Annotated in this window: 16 protein-coding genes; 7 read left to right on the top strand and 9 right to left on the bottom strand. The window is 53.4% G+C overall.

Going from position 1 to position 16,296, the window contains the following annotated elements; all coding sequences use genetic code 11:
• Nucleotides 1-52 precede the first annotated feature (52 nt).
• Together DXZ77_RS05700 and DXZ77_RS05705 are read left to right on the top strand one after the other, a co-directional pair.
• Entirely contained in the window at nucleotides 53-2,737 is a 2,685-nt protein-coding gene (locus tag DXZ77_RS05700; RefSeq protein WP_115030628.1) for a DNA gyrase/topoisomerase IV subunit A, read from the top strand.
• A gap of 66 nt (nucleotides 2,738-2,803) precedes the next feature.
• Entirely contained in the window at nucleotides 2,804-3,163 is a 360-nt protein-coding gene (locus tag DXZ77_RS05705) for a PH domain-containing protein (protein WP_115032639.1), read from the top strand.
• Between the two features lie 84 nt (nucleotides 3,164-3,247).
• Here the strand turns inward: DXZ77_RS05705 and DXZ77_RS11735 are convergent, their stop codons facing one another.
• From DXZ77_RS11735 to DXZ77_RS05720, 3 genes are all read right to left on the bottom strand, one after another.
• The gene (locus DXZ77_RS11735) at nucleotides 3,248-3,739 is read right to left on the bottom strand and encodes a septal ring lytic transglycosylase RlpA family protein (RefSeq protein ID WP_220181601.1); all 492 of its coding nucleotides are present in this window, start codon (nucleotides 3,737-3,739) and stop codon (nucleotides 3,248-3,250) included.
• A gap of 30 nt (nucleotides 3,740-3,769) precedes the next feature.
• Entirely contained in the window at nucleotides 3,770-4,369 is a 600-nt protein-coding gene (locus DXZ77_RS05715) for a C40 family peptidase (RefSeq protein WP_115030630.1), read from the bottom strand.
• 185 nt (nucleotides 4,370-4,554) lie between these two features.
• Nucleotides 4,555-4,764, bottom strand: coding sequence for a hypothetical protein (locus tag DXZ77_RS05720; protein ID WP_115030632.1), 210 nt, complete (start codon nucleotides 4,762-4,764; stop codon nucleotides 4,555-4,557).
• 135 nt (nucleotides 4,765-4,899) lie between these two features.
• Between DXZ77_RS05720 and DXZ77_RS05725 the strand changes: the two genes are divergently transcribed.
• From DXZ77_RS05725 to DXZ77_RS05750, 5 genes are all read left to right on the top strand, one after another.
• Nucleotides 4,900-6,477: an oligosaccharide flippase family protein gene (locus DXZ77_RS05725; protein WP_181816044.1), complete on the top strand. Its 1,578-nt coding sequence runs from the start codon at nucleotides 4,900-4,902 to the stop codon at nucleotides 6,475-6,477.
• A gap of 645 nt (nucleotides 6,478-7,122) precedes the next feature.
• Nucleotides 7,123-7,491: an MFS transporter gene (locus DXZ77_RS11740; protein ID WP_147279203.1), complete on the top strand. Its 369-nt coding sequence runs from the start codon at nucleotides 7,123-7,125 to the stop codon at nucleotides 7,489-7,491.
• Between the two features lie 2,832 nt (nucleotides 7,492-10,323).
• On the top strand, nucleotides 10,324-10,830 hold the full coding sequence (locus DXZ77_RS05740; protein WP_115030638.1) for a DUF2938 domain-containing protein: 507 nt from the start codon (nucleotides 10,324-10,326) through the stop codon (nucleotides 10,828-10,830).
• A 132-nt stretch (nucleotides 10,831-10,962) separates the two neighbouring features.
• Nucleotides 10,963-11,172 carry a flavoprotein gene (locus DXZ77_RS12675; protein ID WP_147279204.1) on the top strand — a complete coding sequence of 70 codons (210 nt, stop codon included), beginning with the start codon at nucleotides 10,963-10,965 and terminating at the stop codon, nucleotides 11,170-11,172.
• Nucleotides 11,173-11,345: 173 nt separating this feature from the next.
• Nucleotides 11,346-11,552 (top strand): hypothetical protein, encoded by a 207-nt coding sequence (locus DXZ77_RS05750; RefSeq protein ID WP_115030642.1) that lies wholly within the window; start codon nucleotides 11,346-11,348, stop codon nucleotides 11,550-11,552.
• Here the strand turns inward: DXZ77_RS05750 and DXZ77_RS12680 are convergent.
• The 6 genes from DXZ77_RS12680 to DXZ77_RS05785 form a co-directional block, all read right to left on the bottom strand.
• Nucleotides 11,549-11,806, bottom strand: a complete 258-nt coding sequence (locus DXZ77_RS12680; protein ID WP_220181657.1) for a helix-turn-helix domain-containing protein — start codon at nucleotides 11,804-11,806, stop codon at nucleotides 11,549-11,551. The two genes, DXZ77_RS05750 and DXZ77_RS12680, sit on opposite strands and share 4 nt — an antisense overlap.
• A 562-nt stretch (nucleotides 11,807-12,368) precedes the next feature.
• Nucleotides 12,369-12,575 carry a hypothetical protein gene (locus tag DXZ77_RS05760; RefSeq protein ID WP_115030644.1) on the bottom strand — a complete coding sequence of 69 codons (207 nt, stop codon included), beginning with the start codon at nucleotides 12,573-12,575 and terminating at the stop codon, nucleotides 12,369-12,371.
• 405 nt (nucleotides 12,576-12,980) lie between these two features.
• Entirely contained in the window at nucleotides 12,981-13,343 is a 363-nt protein-coding gene (locus tag DXZ77_RS05770; RefSeq protein WP_115030648.1) for a histone-like nucleoid-structuring protein Lsr2, read from the bottom strand.
• Nucleotides 13,344-14,796: 1,453 nt separating this feature from the next.
• On the bottom strand, nucleotides 14,797-15,162 hold the full coding sequence (locus DXZ77_RS11745; protein ID WP_147279205.1) for an MOSC domain-containing protein: 366 nt from the start codon (nucleotides 15,160-15,162) through the stop codon (nucleotides 14,797-14,799).
• A gap of 231 nt (nucleotides 15,163-15,393) precedes the next feature.
• The gene (locus DXZ77_RS05780; RefSeq protein ID WP_115030651.1) at nucleotides 15,394-15,588 is read right to left on the bottom strand and encodes a helix-turn-helix transcriptional regulator; all 195 of its coding nucleotides are present in this window, start codon (nucleotides 15,586-15,588) and stop codon (nucleotides 15,394-15,396) included.
• A 326-nt stretch (nucleotides 15,589-15,914) separates the two neighbouring features.
• The gene (locus tag DXZ77_RS05785) at nucleotides 15,915-16,295 is read right to left on the bottom strand and encodes a hypothetical protein (protein WP_115030653.1); all 381 of its coding nucleotides are present in this window, start codon (nucleotides 16,293-16,295) and stop codon (nucleotides 15,915-15,917) included.
• Nucleotide 16,296 lies beyond the last annotated feature (1 nt).

A 16,296-nucleotide genomic window follows, 5' to 3' on the forward strand; every position in this document is an offset into this window, starting at 1 on the left:
TGCGCCCGCTGGCTTGTCCCCCGCCCCAACGTTCCCGGAGGTCCCCGGATTTATGGCCCCCTCGAAGAAGTCCACGCGTTCTGCTGTACCGGTAGAGGAGCGCATCGTTGACATCGATGTCGAGGAGGAGATGCAAGGCGCGTTCTTGGAGTATGCGTATTCGGTTATTTATTCGCGGGCGCTGCCGGATGCTCGTGATGGGTTGAAGCCGGTGCAGCGTCGCATTATGTATGCGATGCGGCAGATGGGGTTGCGGCCGGATCGTTCGCATGTGAAGAGTGCGCGTATCACTGGTGAGGTGATGGGTAAGTATCACCCGCACGGTGATGTGGCGATTTATGACGCGATTGTGCGGTTGGCTCAGCCGTTTACGATGCGGGTTCCGTTGGTGGATGGGCACGGGAACTTTGGTTCGCTTGATGATGGTCCTGCTGCTGCGCGGTATACAGAGGCGCGGATGGCGGCGGCGTCTCGGGCGCTGGTGGAGAACCTCGATGAGGACACTGTTGATTTTGTTCCGAACTATGACGATTCGTTGACGCAGCCGTCGGTGTTGCCGGCGCAGTATCCGAATCTTTTGGTGAATGGGGCCAGCGGTATCGCGGTGGGTATGGCTACGAATATGCCGCCGCATAATTTGCGTGAGGTGGTGGCTGCGTGTCAGCACTTGTTGGCTCATCCTGATGCGTCGTTGGATGACATCATGCGGTTCATTCCTGGCCCGGATCTTCCTGGTGGGGGCCGGATTGTTGGGCTGGATGGTATTCGGGATGCGTATGCCACGGGTCGAGGCACGTTTAAGACGCGCGCTACGGCGCATATTGAGAAGGTCACTGCCCGTAAGCAGGGCATTGTGGTGACTGAGCTTCCGTATTTGGTGGGTCCGGAGAAAGCGAAGACGAAGATCGCTGATCTGGTGAAGGCGAAGAAGATTGAGGGCATCAGCGATATTGATGACTTCACGGATCACGAGAATGGTTTGCGTCTTGTGATCGAGATTAAGAATGGTTTCAATCCTGAGGCTGTTCTGGAGAAGTTGTACAAGTTGACGCCGTTGGAGGACAGCTTCGGCATTAACAATGTTGCGTTGGTGGACGGACGCCCGCAGACGATGGGGCTGCTTGACCTACTGCACGAGTATGTGAATTTCCGTATCACGACGGTGCGTAGGCGTAGCCAGTTCCGGTTAGGCAAGCGTAAGGAACGTCTGCATCTGGTTGAGGGGTTGCTTGTCGCGATCCTGGATATTGATCGGGTTATTGCGCTTATCAGGGCCAGCGATGACACTGCGGCAGCGCGGGCTGGGCTGATGGAGCAGTTCTCGTTGACTCAGGTGCAGGCTGATTACATTCTTGAGCTGCAGTTGCGGCGTTTGACGAAGTTCAGCCGTATCGAGTTGGAGAATGAGCAGGAAGAGCTGCTTGCTGCGATCGCGGATTTGGAAGAGCTCTTAGCTGATGAGGGCAAGCTGCGGGAGTTGGTGTCCTCGGAGCTGGGTGAGGTCGCTGATGAGTTGGGTACTGCGCGGCGCACGGTTTTGCTTGAGTCGGCGGGCACTCCGGCCGCGGCGGCTGCTCCTTTGGAGGTGGCTGACGATCCCTGTTACGTGTTGATGTCCAGCACTGGGTTGATTGCGCGTACGCGTGGCCGTGATCCGTTGCCTACTGGGGGGTGTCGTAGCAGCCATGACGGTATCGCTGCGATTGTTCCTGCGACTGTGCGCGGTGAGGTTGGTGTGGTGACTTCGGCGGGCAAGATCGCTCGGGTTTCGGTGTTGGAGTTGCCGACGTTGGTGAATACCACTGGTTCTCCTGATTTGTCGGGGGGCACTGCGGTCAGTGCGTATGTGTCGTTGGCGGCTGCGGGTGAGGCGTATCGCGGTTCTCCTGCTGAGGTGCCGTTGACGTTGTGTTCGTTGGCGCCGGATTCTGCTGGGCTTGCTCTTGGTACGGCTGAGGGTGTGGTTAAGCGTGTGAACACTGACTATCCGCCCTCGGGTAAGGGTGATTGGTCAACGATCACGCTCAAGGGCAAGGACCGGGTTGTGGGCGCGGTGGAGTTGTCCACGGGTGAAGAGGACCTTGTTTTTATTACCTCGGATGCGTATTTGCTTCGTTTCTCGGCTGAGAAGGTGCGTCCGCAGGGTCGTGCTGGTGGTGGTGTGGCTGGTATCAAGTTGGCTGAGGGGGCGTCGGTGTTGTTCTTCGGCGCTGTCGATACTGCGGTGGAGAATGTGGTGGTTACTGGCGCGGCGGTGGCTGGGCGTAGTCCGGGGTCACCGGTTGATGCGTTGAAGGTGACGCCGTTGTCGGAGTATCCGAGTAAGGGCCGGGCTACGGGTGGGGTGCGTACGCACCGGTTCTTGCGTGATGAGACGCATTTGGGGTTGGCGTTTGCGGGTGCGGCGCCAGTGTTTGCTGCGTCGTTGAAGGGTGCGGCTCGTTCGTTGCCTGAGATTGTTGGGCGTCGTGATGGTTCGGGGTCTCCGTTGAAGGCTTCGGTTGCGTTGATTGCGCCGTCGTTGCCGCAGTGGGCTACTGCCACGGATGAGGATGTGCAGGTGAGCGCAGAGGCAGGCCCGCAGGAGCCGTCGGTGGTGGGGCGTGCGCGTGGGTTGGCTACTCAGCCGGGGTTTGATTTGGATGTTTCTGCGCCGGCGCGGCAGCGGCCGCATGTGAGCCGTGATGACTATGACCCGGACAGTCTTGAGGATGTGGTGCAGACCGGGCAGGAGTAGTCATGGTGTTTCCTGCACCTGGGTTGTTTGACCCACTGCTGTGTGGTTAAGCGGGAGGATGGGTTCATGGAGAACATCATCGAGTGGACCTTGGTGCAGGAAACGGATATCCCTGCTGATGTGCAGGATTTGTTGGTGCCTGGGGAGTCAGCGGTAGCGGCGTATAAAACTTTCCGGGACTCGGCCACGTTCACCACTCACCGTCTTATCGTGCGTGATGCGCAGGGGTTGCGGGGCAAGAAAGTCCAGGTGTATTCGTTGCCGTATTCGGCGATCAATATGTGGTCGACGGAGAACGCGGGCACGTTTGACATGAACGCAGAGATTGAGCTGTGGACCCGTGCGGGGCATATCAAGATCAATGTTGGTTCTGGTATTGATGTGCGGGCTTTGGATCGTGTTATTTCTCAATCTGTGCTTGGTTGATGACAGTGTGGAGCGGGCTAGTCGGGGCCTTTTACTTGGCCTCAACTAGCCCGCTCGTTTTCACCTATCTGTGTATGTGTGGGGTTATTTGACGGGCTGCATCCGGATGAGGGCAGTGCCTGCTGACGGGTTCGCGATTTTGCTGAATGCGGCGGCGGATAGGTCGAGGCAGCGGCCGCCGACGTAGGGGCCGCGGTCGTTGATGCGGACGGTGACTGTTGCGCCGGTGGTGGGGTTGGTGACGCGCAGTTTGGAGCCCAGGGGAAGGGTTTTGTGGGCGGCGGTGAGGGCGTTGGGGTTGAACCGTTCACCGCTGGCGGTCATTTGGTCTTCGTCGTAGAAGGAGGCGCGGCAGGTGGTGGCGGGGCCGGTAGCGGCGGTGGTGGTGGTTTTCTTGTTTGTGTCGGTGGTGGTTTTTTTCTTGGTTTTCGTTGTTTTTGTTTTTGTTTTTGTGGTTTTGGCGTTGGTGGCTGGTTTGACGACGGCGGGCTGGTTGGTTGTGGGAGCGGGTTGGGCTGAGGTCAGTGGGGAGACTGCGATGGCTGCGGCCATGAGTAGGTACAGGGTGGTAGGCATAGTTGTTCCTCCGAAATGTGTCGGTGTGGGTCAGGCGAGACGGCCGTAGCCAGCAGGGGTGCCGTAGATAGGTGCGATGGCGATGTTTTTCCCGGTGTGTGGGGCGTGCAGCATGAGTCCGTCGGCGAGGTAGATGCCGACGTGGTGGGCGCTGCGCCCGTAGAAGACGAGGTCGCCGGGGCGGGGTTTGCTGGTGGGTGTGAGGGCTTGTTGTTGCTCTGCTGCGGTGCGTGGTAGGCGCAGCCCGGCTTTTTTGTAGACGTATTGCGTGAATCCGGAGCAGTCGAACCCTGTTGGTGTGCTGCCGCCCCAGAGGTATGGGGTTCCTACCTGGGTTTTTGCGATGGCGATGATGCGGTCGCGGAGGCTGATTCCTGGCATTTTCATCGCGGTGGCGAGGTGGTTGGCGTTGCTGGCTTTTTGTTGCCAGGTCGCGTGGGGTGCTTGCTGGGCGTAGGCCTGGGCAGTGGTGAGTGCGGCGTGGCGGGTGATGTTCACTGAGGAGAGCGCCAGGGCCGCGTAAGGGGTGGTTTCAGTGCTGGTTGTTTCACCGGGGGCTGCGTGAGCTGGTGAGGCGATGATGGACATGCTTGTTAAGGCGGCTGCGGCCGCCGCGAAGATGTGACGCATATGCGTGGGGTATCCGGAAACCGCCTACGGAAGGTCCATCTGTCGGGCTAGCGAATCCGGTTCGCTGCGTGTGTGCTGTGCCCCGAGCCGCGCTGGCGCGGCGGTGGTGATGGCTCCCGTTCTCGTCCTTGCCGTCGTTCCTTCCTGGCGTGGTGGCGCTCATCTTCCTTGGTGAGTGCGGTAGGTCAAGGTGTGCTGCTGCGGCCCCAGGGACGAGATTCGGCGAGGGCCGCACAGGCTGTGTCGGTAGTGCTGTGCAGCAATCGTTGCCGGCTGGGGGTGTTGTTGGCGGCGGGTGTGGGACGGGTGACCAACTTGGTGGCGCTGGGCGTGGTGAGCGAATGCGCTGCTGCTTCAGTGTTGTTGGGGCTTTTTAGGGCGTGGCTGTGTTGCATGCATCGCGCGAGTTTGGGGGTGGGGTGCTGGCCGCTTCCCTCGCAGAAGTGGGCGTGTTTTATTGCGCACTAAATAGTTTTTTAACGCCGAGTTGGTCGGAGGCATCAATAAAACAGCGTTTTACGATGGGGGCCATGCTCACGCCCCACCGTGCCCACAACACCTCATCAGGACGTCAGGTGAGCAGCGAAAATCAAAAAAATGCAGGTACTGCGAAAACACTTATGAAGGGAATGAGCTGGCAAACGAGCTGTCAACTTATTCCTCTCATTGTCAATCTGGCTATGACGCCGTGGATCATCCATGGTCTTGGTCCTGCTCGGTACAGCATTTTTATGCTGGTCACGAGCTTCACTACTTTGCTGAGCCAGTTTGATGGCGGTATCGGCCCGAGCGCGATGCGCTACTTCACTATTTATGCCGGGCGTGATGACCGTGAGTCCACCACCCGGCTGCTGTTGTCGGTCGCAGCTATCGTTTTTACCGGCGGGTTGATCATTTCACTGACTGTTTTTCTCACCACTGAGAGTATCTTGCAGTTTTTCCGCGTCGATCCGCTTTTCCTTCCCGAAGCGTCTTTTCTTCTACGCACGCTCACGATGATCATTGCTTTCATCTTGGTGCGGAATCTTCTCAATGCTGTCATCAACGCTCGGCAGCTGTTTCGTTACACCTCGATGGCGATCTTGGCTGGGTATGGGGTGTATATCGTCGGGATCACTGCGTCGATCATGTGCGGGTGGGGACTGTATGGCCTGGCGTGGACGATGGTGATGCAGCAGGTTGTTGGTTCGATTATCACGGTTCCTGCTGCTGTGCGTTATCTGCGTCGAGCCACTCCGTGGCATATGAATCGTGCGGATCTTGGTGAGTTTTTCCGTTACTCCTGGAAGGTGCAGATCACTGGGCTGACGGGTCTTCTTACCAGTCAGAAGGATCAGTTGGTTGCTGGGCGGCTGCTTTCTGCTCAGCAGTCGGGGCCGATTGGTCAGGGGACGAACTTTGCTCAACAGCTTCGGCAGATGCCGTTGAATGCCACTTATCCAATGCAGGCGTTGACGGGGACTGAGGTTGCGCGGGTGGGTTCTGCTGATGCTGTCGCGAAGATTGAGAAACTGCAGCGCATCTGGGTCCGCGCCATCGTGGGTTGGTGTGTGATTGGCGCTATTGCTGCGCTTTTCGCCGTGCGTGCGTGGCTTCCGGATTCTTTCACTTTGGCGGCGCCTGTGGCGGCTGCGTTTATTTTTGGTTCTGTTTTCCAGTTGATCCGCCATGTTGCGAATCTTTGGTGTTTGACGCTGGGGCATTCTGAGATTGAGATGCATGCTGGGGTGGCTAGTTTTATTGTCAATGTCGTGCTGTCGGTGGTGCTTTACTTCCCGTTTGGTGTGGGGGGTGTGGTTGCGGCCACGGTTTTGGCGCAGTTGGCCTCTGTCCTCTTTTTTTCTTGGCAGTATCATTCGCGGGTTCCGGTGCGGCCGCGTTTGTACACTCATGAGGTCCCGTTTGTGGGGCTTGTGGCCGGGGTTGGTGTTGCGGTGGCTGTCGAGTGGCTTGTGCACCCTTTTCTTCCGCGTGGAGCGCTTGGTTTACTGAGCGGGGCGCTGTTGGCCGCGCCTGGCATGCTTGTTTATTCGGTGTTGGCTTTTAATAAAACTGACTTGGCCACTGCTAAGGACATTTTCCGTCGTACTCCCCCATCGCGCTCATAACGGAAGATTCATCCGCACTCGGTTTTTATATATGCAAAAAATTTCACGGAGGCTGGATATCTTTTCTCGTAGTTTTCGGTCTCATCGTCTCCGGTGGCGCTGCGGGTTTTGATGGTCCTTCGATAGATGCCTCTGCTCGGTCTCTTATTACGCCTGCTGAGTTTCCGCGGGCGATGAGTGCAGAGCAGGCGCGAAGTTCCACTCTTCATATAGTTGGAAGCCCAGCCTCGGGAGCCATGTATTCTGCACTTCCAGCTTTGCCGTTTGTTCTTAGAATCGTATGCGATGCAGGCTTTTTGCTGACCCTGTGAAGAGTTAATAAAGATTTGAGGCCAACCGGAACTGAAGGTCTTGATTCGAAGTTGAAAACTTTAGTCAAGTCAATGTCTGGGTATAGAGAATCATTTGCTTTCATACAAAGCAAATAGGCCTTGATGCGCATCCAAGTAGCGGCACCTCTAGTAAATCTGATGGTTTTTTCGGTACGTCGTAGGCTATTTTTAATATGTCTCATTCTGGTGCTGGCGGCTTGACTGCTTGTTTTACTGTTTCTGGGTTTGCGATTGGGGTGCTTCTAGTAAGTCCGATCGCCCTGTTCTTAACCGATAAGTTTACTCCGGGCATGCCTGCAATCTCTGGTCTTTCTTGAATGACTCTGATTTTTGCCCTCTTGTTTATTTACGGGGAAACCCGTGGGCACTATTTTTTCTTGCGATTTTAGGCATGGCTCCCTCTCCAGCTTTAAATGGCAGTCTTTTTGGGCATGTTTTCACTGAAACCCCTGGGGACATGCAGGGAAGGGTGATGGCTACATTCAGCCTTGTTGCTGGGTTGGCGGCCGTAGTGGCTCCAGTTTTTTCAGGGTGGGCAGTTCAGGAAGATTTGAATGTCTTGTTAGGTTTCGCTACGTGCTCGGTTGGGCTTATTGGAATTTTGATTCTTACATCATCTTCCGCGGTAAGAAATATAAAAAAATTAATTAGCTATCGAAGTGCACGCATTGCAGTGAACTGAGCAGTTTCTTGCACATCGCAGGATTTTTAGTTTCCCTGAACACACATGAATTGGGCTAGTTTTTTTGCGCGATGCAAGTTAATGTCTAGGGAAGAACTCGTGCATGTGGCTCTCTGGGGAGGAAACTTGAGCAGCGTAACTAGCAGCAGCAAAGATGAGCGGGGGCAATCTACTCATCTAAAGCGTCGCCAGCGATTCATGCTTGCGTTTATTTTCATTTGGGGTCTCTTGCTCGCTTTTAGTGCGATAGTAGCTCGGGGGCCATCTTTTCTAGGCAGAGACGGCTTTGTTCTGCTTTTTTCTATGGCCGCAATAGCATCAATTTATGCAGCAAGTGAAGCTGGCAAAAAAAGCTGGGATTAACACCACGGCTGCGCACCTTATGTTTGCACTTGGGGCCGTGGCATACTTTCTTTATTTTAAATTCTTCATCGCATAGAAGTGCTCAGATTTTCTTTTTCTTAAGGAAATGCTACTTCGCAGGAGCAGTGCTCGTCTTAGGCATCGCCATCAGCAGCAGTAGTCATTTTTAGGGCATGGCCCATCCCGACATGAAGAATTTTTTATTATTACTCCCCCTATCGGATCACTTTCGCGACCGCGTTGTGGAGCCTCAGGCGTAAGGGATAGATGAGCCGCAAAGTTACGACACGATGGAATTTAAGCGCCCTCAATATGCCGATAGGCATGCGCGATAGCTAGAGTCTTGGAAATCAGGAGTTCTCTGCAGTTCCTGTCATCATCGCCCGCTAGAACTCGTGAGGTAATCTCCAGTGGGAAAGATCCATAAGTCGGAGCAAATAACATCAGCAATATTACTTGCCTTCATAGTAGTCTTCCTTAACGACTTGCAGTTCACACGCACTACGAGAGACTTTCTGTTGATTTTCCTCGCTTTTACTTTGTCTTTTCTTGCCACAGGCGCATTCTCCTATGGATACAATCGACTAAGTGACCGATTCTCCGGAGAGAAAAAGCATTAATCAATTTTTTTAATTGCATTACTGCGAGACTGCCTGTGTATGATTCAACGACAACTGCCTAAACCGCACATCGTATGCTTTACCGCAAATAATTGGTCTTTTTGCTCTTTAGCGATAGCGATCATCGGATTATTTAGTGATGCGGTCGCTCGTTCCTCCTGAATTTCCCATTTAGGAGGAACGAGCTTTTAGCAGAATTGATGAGGCCCGCAACGTGCTCTTTAAAACTCAACTTCTTTTTGAAAAGAAACTTGCTAGGTCTCTAATCGTTCGTGAAATAACTGCACCGCTAGCCATAAAGAGGATGGCAGACTGAATTGCGTCCTCCCTAAGGTTCCATGCAAGAAGAATAAGCACGACACTGATTACAAGTAAGGCGATTACAGAATAGATATTCAGCCCTGACCCTTCAGGGCTGGAATCTAATCCAAAATATTTTGTCATGCTTTTTGGACTACCGGAACTCATCGGGCTATCCCCTTCCGTAAGTTACACACAGCGTCTTCTGACCGACGGTTGTTAGGCAAACTCTGCAACTTTGGATGTGTGTTGGGCATAAGGTAACAAGAAAGTTCATGAAATCCAGCGAAACGCGCCCAAAGTAACTTTGTCGTCCAGACTTTTACCGCGCATACAGGCCGCTAGGGATGGCAGCAGCATCCTGTGGGTTATGGCAAAGGCCCCGCCTAGGCTATGTGAGGAATGTGGTCAACGAGGCATAGTTTTTTCGATGATGCTTAGAAGTAGAAGTGACAGATTTTGACAAGAATCTTGAAAAGTATGGACCCCAAGTTTACGGAGAACATGTTCCTTCATGGATGCGCGATGCGAAACGTTAGATCTTGATGGCTGCGGAGTTGGAGATGGAAGATAAGCGGGGAGCACGGCATATAAATGCTCTCCGTTTCTCTTCTGGGGTATTTATCGACTACGCCCTGAAGGTACTCCAATTAATCCAGTGTGGGGGTGAGTTTGTCTTCGATATTGGAGATTAGCTAGAGACTTTCTGGGAGTTTTCCGTATACACCGGCGCATCTTCTTGCCGTATGCAACCCGCGTCCGGATCGAGCAGAGGTAGCAGTTCTAACTGACTATATTTGTGTCTTCCGGAACGGAATATCTGAAAATAAACCTGTTCAATCGATATTAAGTGCGAGGAGATTTCATCTCCTTGAGAACCCGGATGCTGGAAACGTTATATGGTGCTGATTTTTTCTTCATCGGACGGTAGCCGATTTAGGGTCAATATTCCGCATTAGGGGTGCATTAGTGATACGTAAACTCGTCCACGCTACATCAGTATTGGCATCGGTTAATACTAGTAATTGACCAGAGGCCAATAATCCCTCCCTGAGGGGCGGGGAGTGCATGATTTGAATAAAAGCAGAGTTCGTATCCTGAAGTAGGTAGGAAGATTTTTCTTTTATTTTGTTGGAATTTCTGGGTTGGTCTTGTTGATTCTAAGTTTCTAGTTCGATACTAAAAAAACCGGAGGCAACTTCTGTATGGTTGCGATTATTCCCGGATGATGCAGAGTTCCGGTCGGCCTTCTTCGCCTATGCCGAGTGGGGTTCGCGCCGCGCCATGGCAACATCTAAACCTGGCGCGCCCCTCAGCTGCCGCGAATCCATGCCCCATTGGGGCTGGGGAGAAACTCCTCCCGGCACCGACTAAGAGGCTCCAGTCAGCACATCGGTAACACCGGTGCTAGACAGCGCCACTGGCGCGGTGTGGTGACAGCTAGTTGTGGGTCCGGTATCTCCATGACTTCTCCCGAGAAATCAAGAAGTGTTTCCTAAAACGCAGCGGGATGCGTTGACAAGGATTCCTTTATAAGAAAGGTTTAATCATGCATCTCAATGCTGGAAAACTTGTCCAGGCTGCCGTTGTCGGGGTTGGAGCGACCCTGGTGATGGACGGAGTGGCCGAAGTGCTTCGCCGAACCCGCGGTACCAGGTCTTTGGACTACGCCATAGTTGGCCGGTGGATCGGACACATGCCGGACGGTGTCTTCAAGCATGACGCAATCTTCGCCGCCGAGCCTGTCCGGCATGAGAAGGAGCTGGGTTGGGCTGCTCACTACACCATTGGAACGGGCTTTGCTGTCGCCTTCGCTGTTGCCACACCAGAATGGCTGAATCGTCCGCGATTCTTTCCAGCTGTTGCATGGGGACTTGGTACGTTGGCGGCTCCTTGGTTTCTTATGCAACCCTGCTTCGGTATGGGAGTGGCTGCATCGAAGACCCCCAATCCCACTCAAGCGCGCTTGGGAAGCATCCGCGCACATAGCGCTTATGGAGCTGGCCTTTGGCTTTCAGGGCTGCTCGTCCATGGGATCGTCAGCCGGAATAGCTGAGTCGAGATTTAGCAATTCTGCGAGTCGGACCCATTCATCTGGGCCCGTTAGCTGGCTCATGTTTTCCAGGTGCAGCATTTTGTTAGCGCCACACAGATAATGTCATGAGTAGTTGATGCGTTGGCACCATACGTGAATGAGACACATTTGCGTTTTTCCAACTCAATCCGCTTCCTTGTGGGAGTGACCGGATCTATGGCGGCCACTCGAGTAGCTGACCACTTAGGTGCCCTACGGGCTGAGTTTAGCGGTACATACACCGTCGTCATGACAAAGACAGCCGAGCATTTCGTCACTCCCCAAATTCTGAGACTGGCGGCCGACAGAGTCGGTACACGGTGAAGACCCCGCCGACTGGTCGACCAATCAGCCCTCACGACTGGCAGGTGACCATGACCTCGTCATCGTGCTGCCGTCGACTGCTCACATGCTGGCCATGGTTGCAAGCGGTGCAGCACCAAACCGGCTTGCTACGGCAATCCCCTCCTCACCGCGACCAAGCGTATTTTCCCCACATGGGCTCTGCGATGTGGAAGGCGCCGGCCGTCATCTGTAAGGTCGCTCAGCTGCGCGCTGATGGCGACTTCGTTGTCGATCTTGTATGGGAGGAGGCCTACGACATCTTGACTGGCAAAACGAGTCAACATCCTGCCTTACCTACTCCCGAGGGCGTGGTAGCCGAAGTACAGCGGATTCTTGAAAGCAGCGAACTAGCTTTTTAATCCACATGAAGAGTCGGACATATTGTTGGGTTGCGACTCGGAGCCCGAGACATGAGCACATTTGCAGACGCCCCCGTAGGTATACGGCACTGCAAAAAGAGAACAAAAACAACACGGCGACTACACCCCACCGCTTGAACGATGGATTCCATCGACTCACCACTGGCGTAACGCTGCCTGACTGTCGCTGCCTGGGCAGCATTTAGTGCCGGGCGGCGGCCTTTGTAGACGCCTCGGGCTTTAGCTGCTTCGATCCCTTCGGGCTACCGCTCCCCGATCAAAGCGCGCTCGAACTGGGCAAAAGCGGCCAGCATCTACCGCTGAAACACCGCAAACAGGTCGCTCTCCCCCGCGCTGAATGTCAGCCCATTCGAGACGAGCTCAACCGTCACTCCCCACCTAGCCCCCCTCAGCTGACAAAAAGACTGCTCAAATGCTAAAGACGTTTAGCCACGGTGGTGAGGGTGCCAGGGAGAATAGCCCGGTAATACTCCTCTGACTGCCCACGTGTGAGGTGCCGGTGCCCTCGTGGAGGCAGTTGTGGCCTCCATTGATCCTGTGGCAATAGGCGTGAGTGATCGAATGCTGTGGCGCACGCCTCGGACGCGTGAGCACCTCATCGAGGCAGTGATAGGCCTGACCGGCACCACCGTTTATGAAATGGACCCTCATCTGCGATAGGCCTGGTGCAGGTCCTGGCCAATATGGCCGGACCTATGTTCGGCGGAGGTCAGCGCTCGGCACCCTCGTACCACAGCGCGACGCTCCAGCACGCAGAAGGATGATCTGACACGCCTTCACTGAATTGGGGGGAAGTCAGGACTGAGGCGAACTCGGTAAGTCGGGTCTGGCCGCACGAGCAAGAATCGCAACCCCCACCAAAAGAACACCTAGGGTGACCAACAGGCCAGCAGGGGCACTACCGCCCTGGGAGAAAGGCAGCGCAACTGCCAGGATGAGCGCAATACCAAGCAAAACTATGATGGTCATGCAGGCCAGAAAAATCTTGTAGGACTGCTTCATGTTCGCCTCCTAGAAGCAACTTGCGATGGCAGTGATAGAAGCACCTCCGGCCACTGCAAAGCCGCCCGCGAGAGCAGTCGCAGCCTGCTTGAGTCCCTTACGCTGCTGAGCCTCGGAAATATATCCGACACCTGTATCTTCATTGCTCTTCTTAACCACACCATCTACATAGGTAGTGATATGGAAGTTACCCGAGCTTGCCTTAGTAAACACAGACTCCGCCTGCTGGACGGGCCTACCGGAAGAGTTCAGAAGGATCGTCCGCCATTTGGCCATACCTCAGTTGAATCAACTTGGGCTGTCATGCAGTGCACTGCATGACAGCCCAAGTTAGCGAGTTTTAGCGCGCTGAGCCTTGTCCAAGAATCTTCCGGAAAGCAACATCAGCTGCGCAGATGTGTCCCTTCAGGCTTTGCTCGGCCCTTCATTAAGGTTGTGAGCTTCGCGGTAAGCCTGCTCAAGACTGGCTGGGATACGGCCACGGTCTTTAACCTCGTGCCCTTGAGCACGAGCCCACTGGCGGATGTTTTGCAGCAGTTCAGGTGAACGTGCCGTGTCCCCTGCCTTGGCCTTGCTCTTCGTGGTTCGGCGGCCGCTGACTCGGTGAGCTTTCGCAACCCAATCAGCAAGTTCGCTTCGCAAAATTCCGGCGTTCTCGGCAGAAAGGTCGATCTCGTACTGCACACCATCAAGCTCAAATTTCACGACCTCATCGGCTTTACCGCCGTCCATGTCGTCGATGAGAGTGACCTCAACCTTTTTCGCCATAAAATTTTTCTCCGTTCAAGGAAAGTTTTATTGATTATTGATCTTGGGTCGTATATACCCAGCCGGATCGGGATGACAACGCTGCTGTAAATATCATTCTCACCGCGGGGATAGCGAGTAGAGAAAACAGCTATGGAGAGGTCAATGGCATAGTTGCCGGTTGCCTTAGCAACTGAGGCCGCTATCTCGTCAAGTATTAATTTACTTCCAGGAAATCTAACACTCAATATTCGGATACATACGCGTCTGAATATTGAGTGTCATGCAGCTTCTACCATCTGGTCAGTGACTCGGCAGCATCGCCCCTGCCTCAGAGGGCACCATCGGCTACACACACCTGCCACCACCTCAAACCTCACCTTAGATGAAATTGTAACCCCGCAAACGTTAGTCCCCTAATCTCTGCTGTGAATAATTGCTCAAAGGGGCACAGGCCAGTGATGTTTTCAACGATGTTCTTACCCAAAACACCTATACATGGAGGCCAGCATCAGCAACCCGAGACGTAAGATCAGCTTCACTCGAATCGCAACAGATGTGGCATTGCTTCCCATAATTTGTCCCCAAAATTATTGGGAACAGATAATCCACGATGAAGGTGAAATTTTATGGCCGATCGGCGCACGAGAAAATTCAGCAAGGCCCTCAGCAAGGCACTATTTATACTCCTCGTTCTCACATTGGCTGCCACACCAATGGCCCTTTATCACTCAATCACCCTGGAAATAAGTTCCCTAGGATCAGGTTCTTTCTTGTCTTTCTTGAGCACTTTTGCGTGCATCCTTGCATTTATAGTGCTTTGGTGGCGTATTGAATTCGCCTGGGAGGTAAGGAAAGATAAAAATCAGAAATCCATAAGTCCGATAACCCAGACCTAAAGTCAGGAATTCAGGGGAAAGTTAAAGATCGCTCTCAAGATCAATGATCACAGCAAACGGAGGCGCTGGTGAAGAAATAAATTTTTCATGCGGCAGCTGAAGACCCGCGCAGCTTGCGCCGAGAAAGCATGAGGTGCCACCCGTGAGCAATCACTCCGAAAAAGATGGACATGTAAGGACTGAAAAGAATAAGCAGTATGGATACTGCCGGAATAGACCGCGGCATAGAACTCCGCTTAACGATCGCAACCAAATTTGCAGAAAACGCCAATGCAGCAAATAACACTAAACCGTACCAAAGTACATTCAATGAAGGATTAATCATCCTCAATGGCCCCCTACGTTTCATTAAGTTCGCAAGCAACTTACCGCACGCGCGCCGACAGCAGTAACTGTTATGTACCGGCAGAACTGTTAACACTAGCCCGACAACCGACATACGTTGATGTGTTCACCTACATGTATCAACCCGGGATGCGTCACATTCGCATATACATCGATGGTCATATCCCGTTGGAGGGCGAGAGGTTTAAGCCAACCTCCCGTGGCCTCGACACCATCTTGATTGATGTCAATCATGCGGCAACGTGGGATTTTTTGACGAAGTCAAGGTCAGCTGCCCCAAGAGAGGCAGAGCACCCCAACCAAGACTCTTCGATAAATGGCTCGCTAGTTTCGAGCACAATATTGACTCGCAGACGGCGAGGGTCCGCATTAAGTCCCCATTTATCGGCACACCACTGCAATGTGGCTGTACCGATAAGCGATAGCGACCCCATATCTTGGTGAGGAACGGCTTGCTCGGCGGACACCGTTACGGGCTCGCCAACATTCTCCGACAAGTGCGCATTCAAATCAGGATCACCAACGAACCAGTTTCCTCCATCACCGTGGGTGACGCGAACATCATTCCCTACCGTGGCAGCTGAGTATTGAAACACCTCGTCGTGCCGCCGGAAACGGCGCGTGTTTTCCCGGATGCAAAGTGGCCTTCACTGTCACGGACCGCGAACCAGCGATCTCGGATTATCCCGCGCTCATCAAGAGCTACCGAAGGAACATCCTCACCCCCCCATCGACTTAACCGGATACCGTCGAATCCGAATAATCTTTCCCTCCATAGGAAAAAGATATCAGCAACAGATCATTCATGCGGCATCAAAGATAAATATTTATTCGATACTTTTTCCGAAGTATCTTGAAATCCTAAAAGCTAAAGAATATGAAGGGTCGCACTTATTCTTCTCAAGCGAGATTACAGCCTGATGAGACGCCTGTAGAGCCCCTGCTAAAGCGGTCTGCGATACCCCTTTTAGCTTCCGCAGGTCGAAGATCCTGTTTTCCCACGCCAGGATTCCCGTCGACATATAATTAAATTATTAATTAAAAGGGAAAATGCGGCAACTATCCCTATGTGCGTAGATGCAATAGGTGACAACTGAGGAATCAATTCCCAGACTCTTCCCGGTACATCAATCCACACAAGAAGCAACTTCCATAACAAAACCTGTTCACCATCGGCAGCTACGCAATGAAAGACTCCAGCAGAAAGCCCAGTGACCACCAAAAGGCTAGGAGTTTCTTTGATGTCAAGTTTCTGCTCACAGTGATCCCCTAGGTTGTCATGTAAAGCTTCCTTTACATGACAACCTAGGGGTGTCAACTATTTTTCACCGATGCGTGGCTAGTGGTTTTAATGTGTTGGGTCTTGTTCGTGTGCCTCAGCGAACCATCGCCGCGTTTCTTGCTCAGGTAGGCCGATCTCTTTTGCAATGCTTTCCCAAGAAGTGCCAGTCAGTCGAGCTTTGCTGATCGTGGTACGTAGTTGACTGACAGCATGAGCAACCTTGCTCCCCGGTTCTTCATGACTGGCACCATAGCTGGTTAGGATGTCATCTAACGGGCCTGCCGCCTGCTGAATCGCTTCGACAATCTCCGACGCCGAGGAATACCTCGGCGGATTACATGCCAGTAGGTAAGCAATAAGGAATTTCCGGTCGTCTGCAGTGAGAATGTCACTGAGACGTGAAATGACTTCGAGCAGGGATGTATCTGCCGCGTAGTTACGTCCCATC

This window comes from Dermatophilus congolensis (genome assembly GCF_900447215.1).
Classification (GTDB): domain Bacteria; phylum Actinomycetota; class Actinomycetes; order Actinomycetales; family Dermatophilaceae; genus Dermatophilus; species Dermatophilus congolensis_A.

Bases quoted from the DNA above. Each gene is read 5' to 3' on its own strand.
- DXZ77_RS05700 (WP_115030628.1), top strand. From the start codon at position 53: ATGGCCCCCTCGAAGAAGTCCACGCGTTCTGCTGTACCGGTAGAGGAG.
- DXZ77_RS05780 (WP_115030651.1), bottom strand. From the start codon at position 15,588: ATGTCGACGGGAATCCTGGCGTGGGAAAACAGGATCTTCGACCTGCGG.
- DXZ77_RS05785 (WP_115030653.1), bottom strand. From the start codon at position 16,295: ATGGGACGTAACTACGCGGCAGATACATCCCTGCTCGAAGTCATTTCA.
- DXZ77_RS05715 (WP_115030630.1), bottom strand. From the start codon at position 4,369: ATGCGTCACATCTTCGCGGCGGCCGCAGCCGCCTTAACAAGCATGTCC.
- DXZ77_RS05740 (WP_115030638.1), top strand. From the start codon at position 10,324: ATGCATCTCAATGCTGGAAAACTTGTCCAGGCTGCCGTTGTCGGGGTT.
- DXZ77_RS05705 (WP_115032639.1), top strand. From the start codon at position 2,804: ATGGAGAACATCATCGAGTGGACCTTGGTGCAGGAAACGGATATCCCT.
- DXZ77_RS11735 (WP_220181601.1), bottom strand. From the start codon at position 3,739: ATGCCTACCACCCTGTACCTACTCATGGCCGCAGCCATCGCAGTCTCC.
- DXZ77_RS05720 (WP_115030632.1), bottom strand. From the start codon at position 4,764: ATGCAACACAGCCACGCCCTAAAAAGCCCCAACAACACTGAAGCAGCA.
- DXZ77_RS05770 (WP_115030648.1), bottom strand. From the start codon at position 13,343: ATGGCGAAAAAGGTTGAGGTCACTCTCATCGACGACATGGACGGCGGT.
- DXZ77_RS05750 (WP_115030642.1), top strand. From the start codon at position 11,346: ATGGGCTCTGCGATGTGGAAGGCGCCGGCCGTCATCTGTAAGGTCGCT.
- DXZ77_RS05725 (WP_181816044.1), top strand. From the start codon at position 4,900: ATGCTCACGCCCCACCGTGCCCACAACACCTCATCAGGACGTCAGGTG.
- DXZ77_RS05760 (WP_115030644.1), bottom strand. From the start codon at position 12,575: ATGAAGCAGTCCTACAAGATTTTTCTGGCCTGCATGACCATCATAGTT.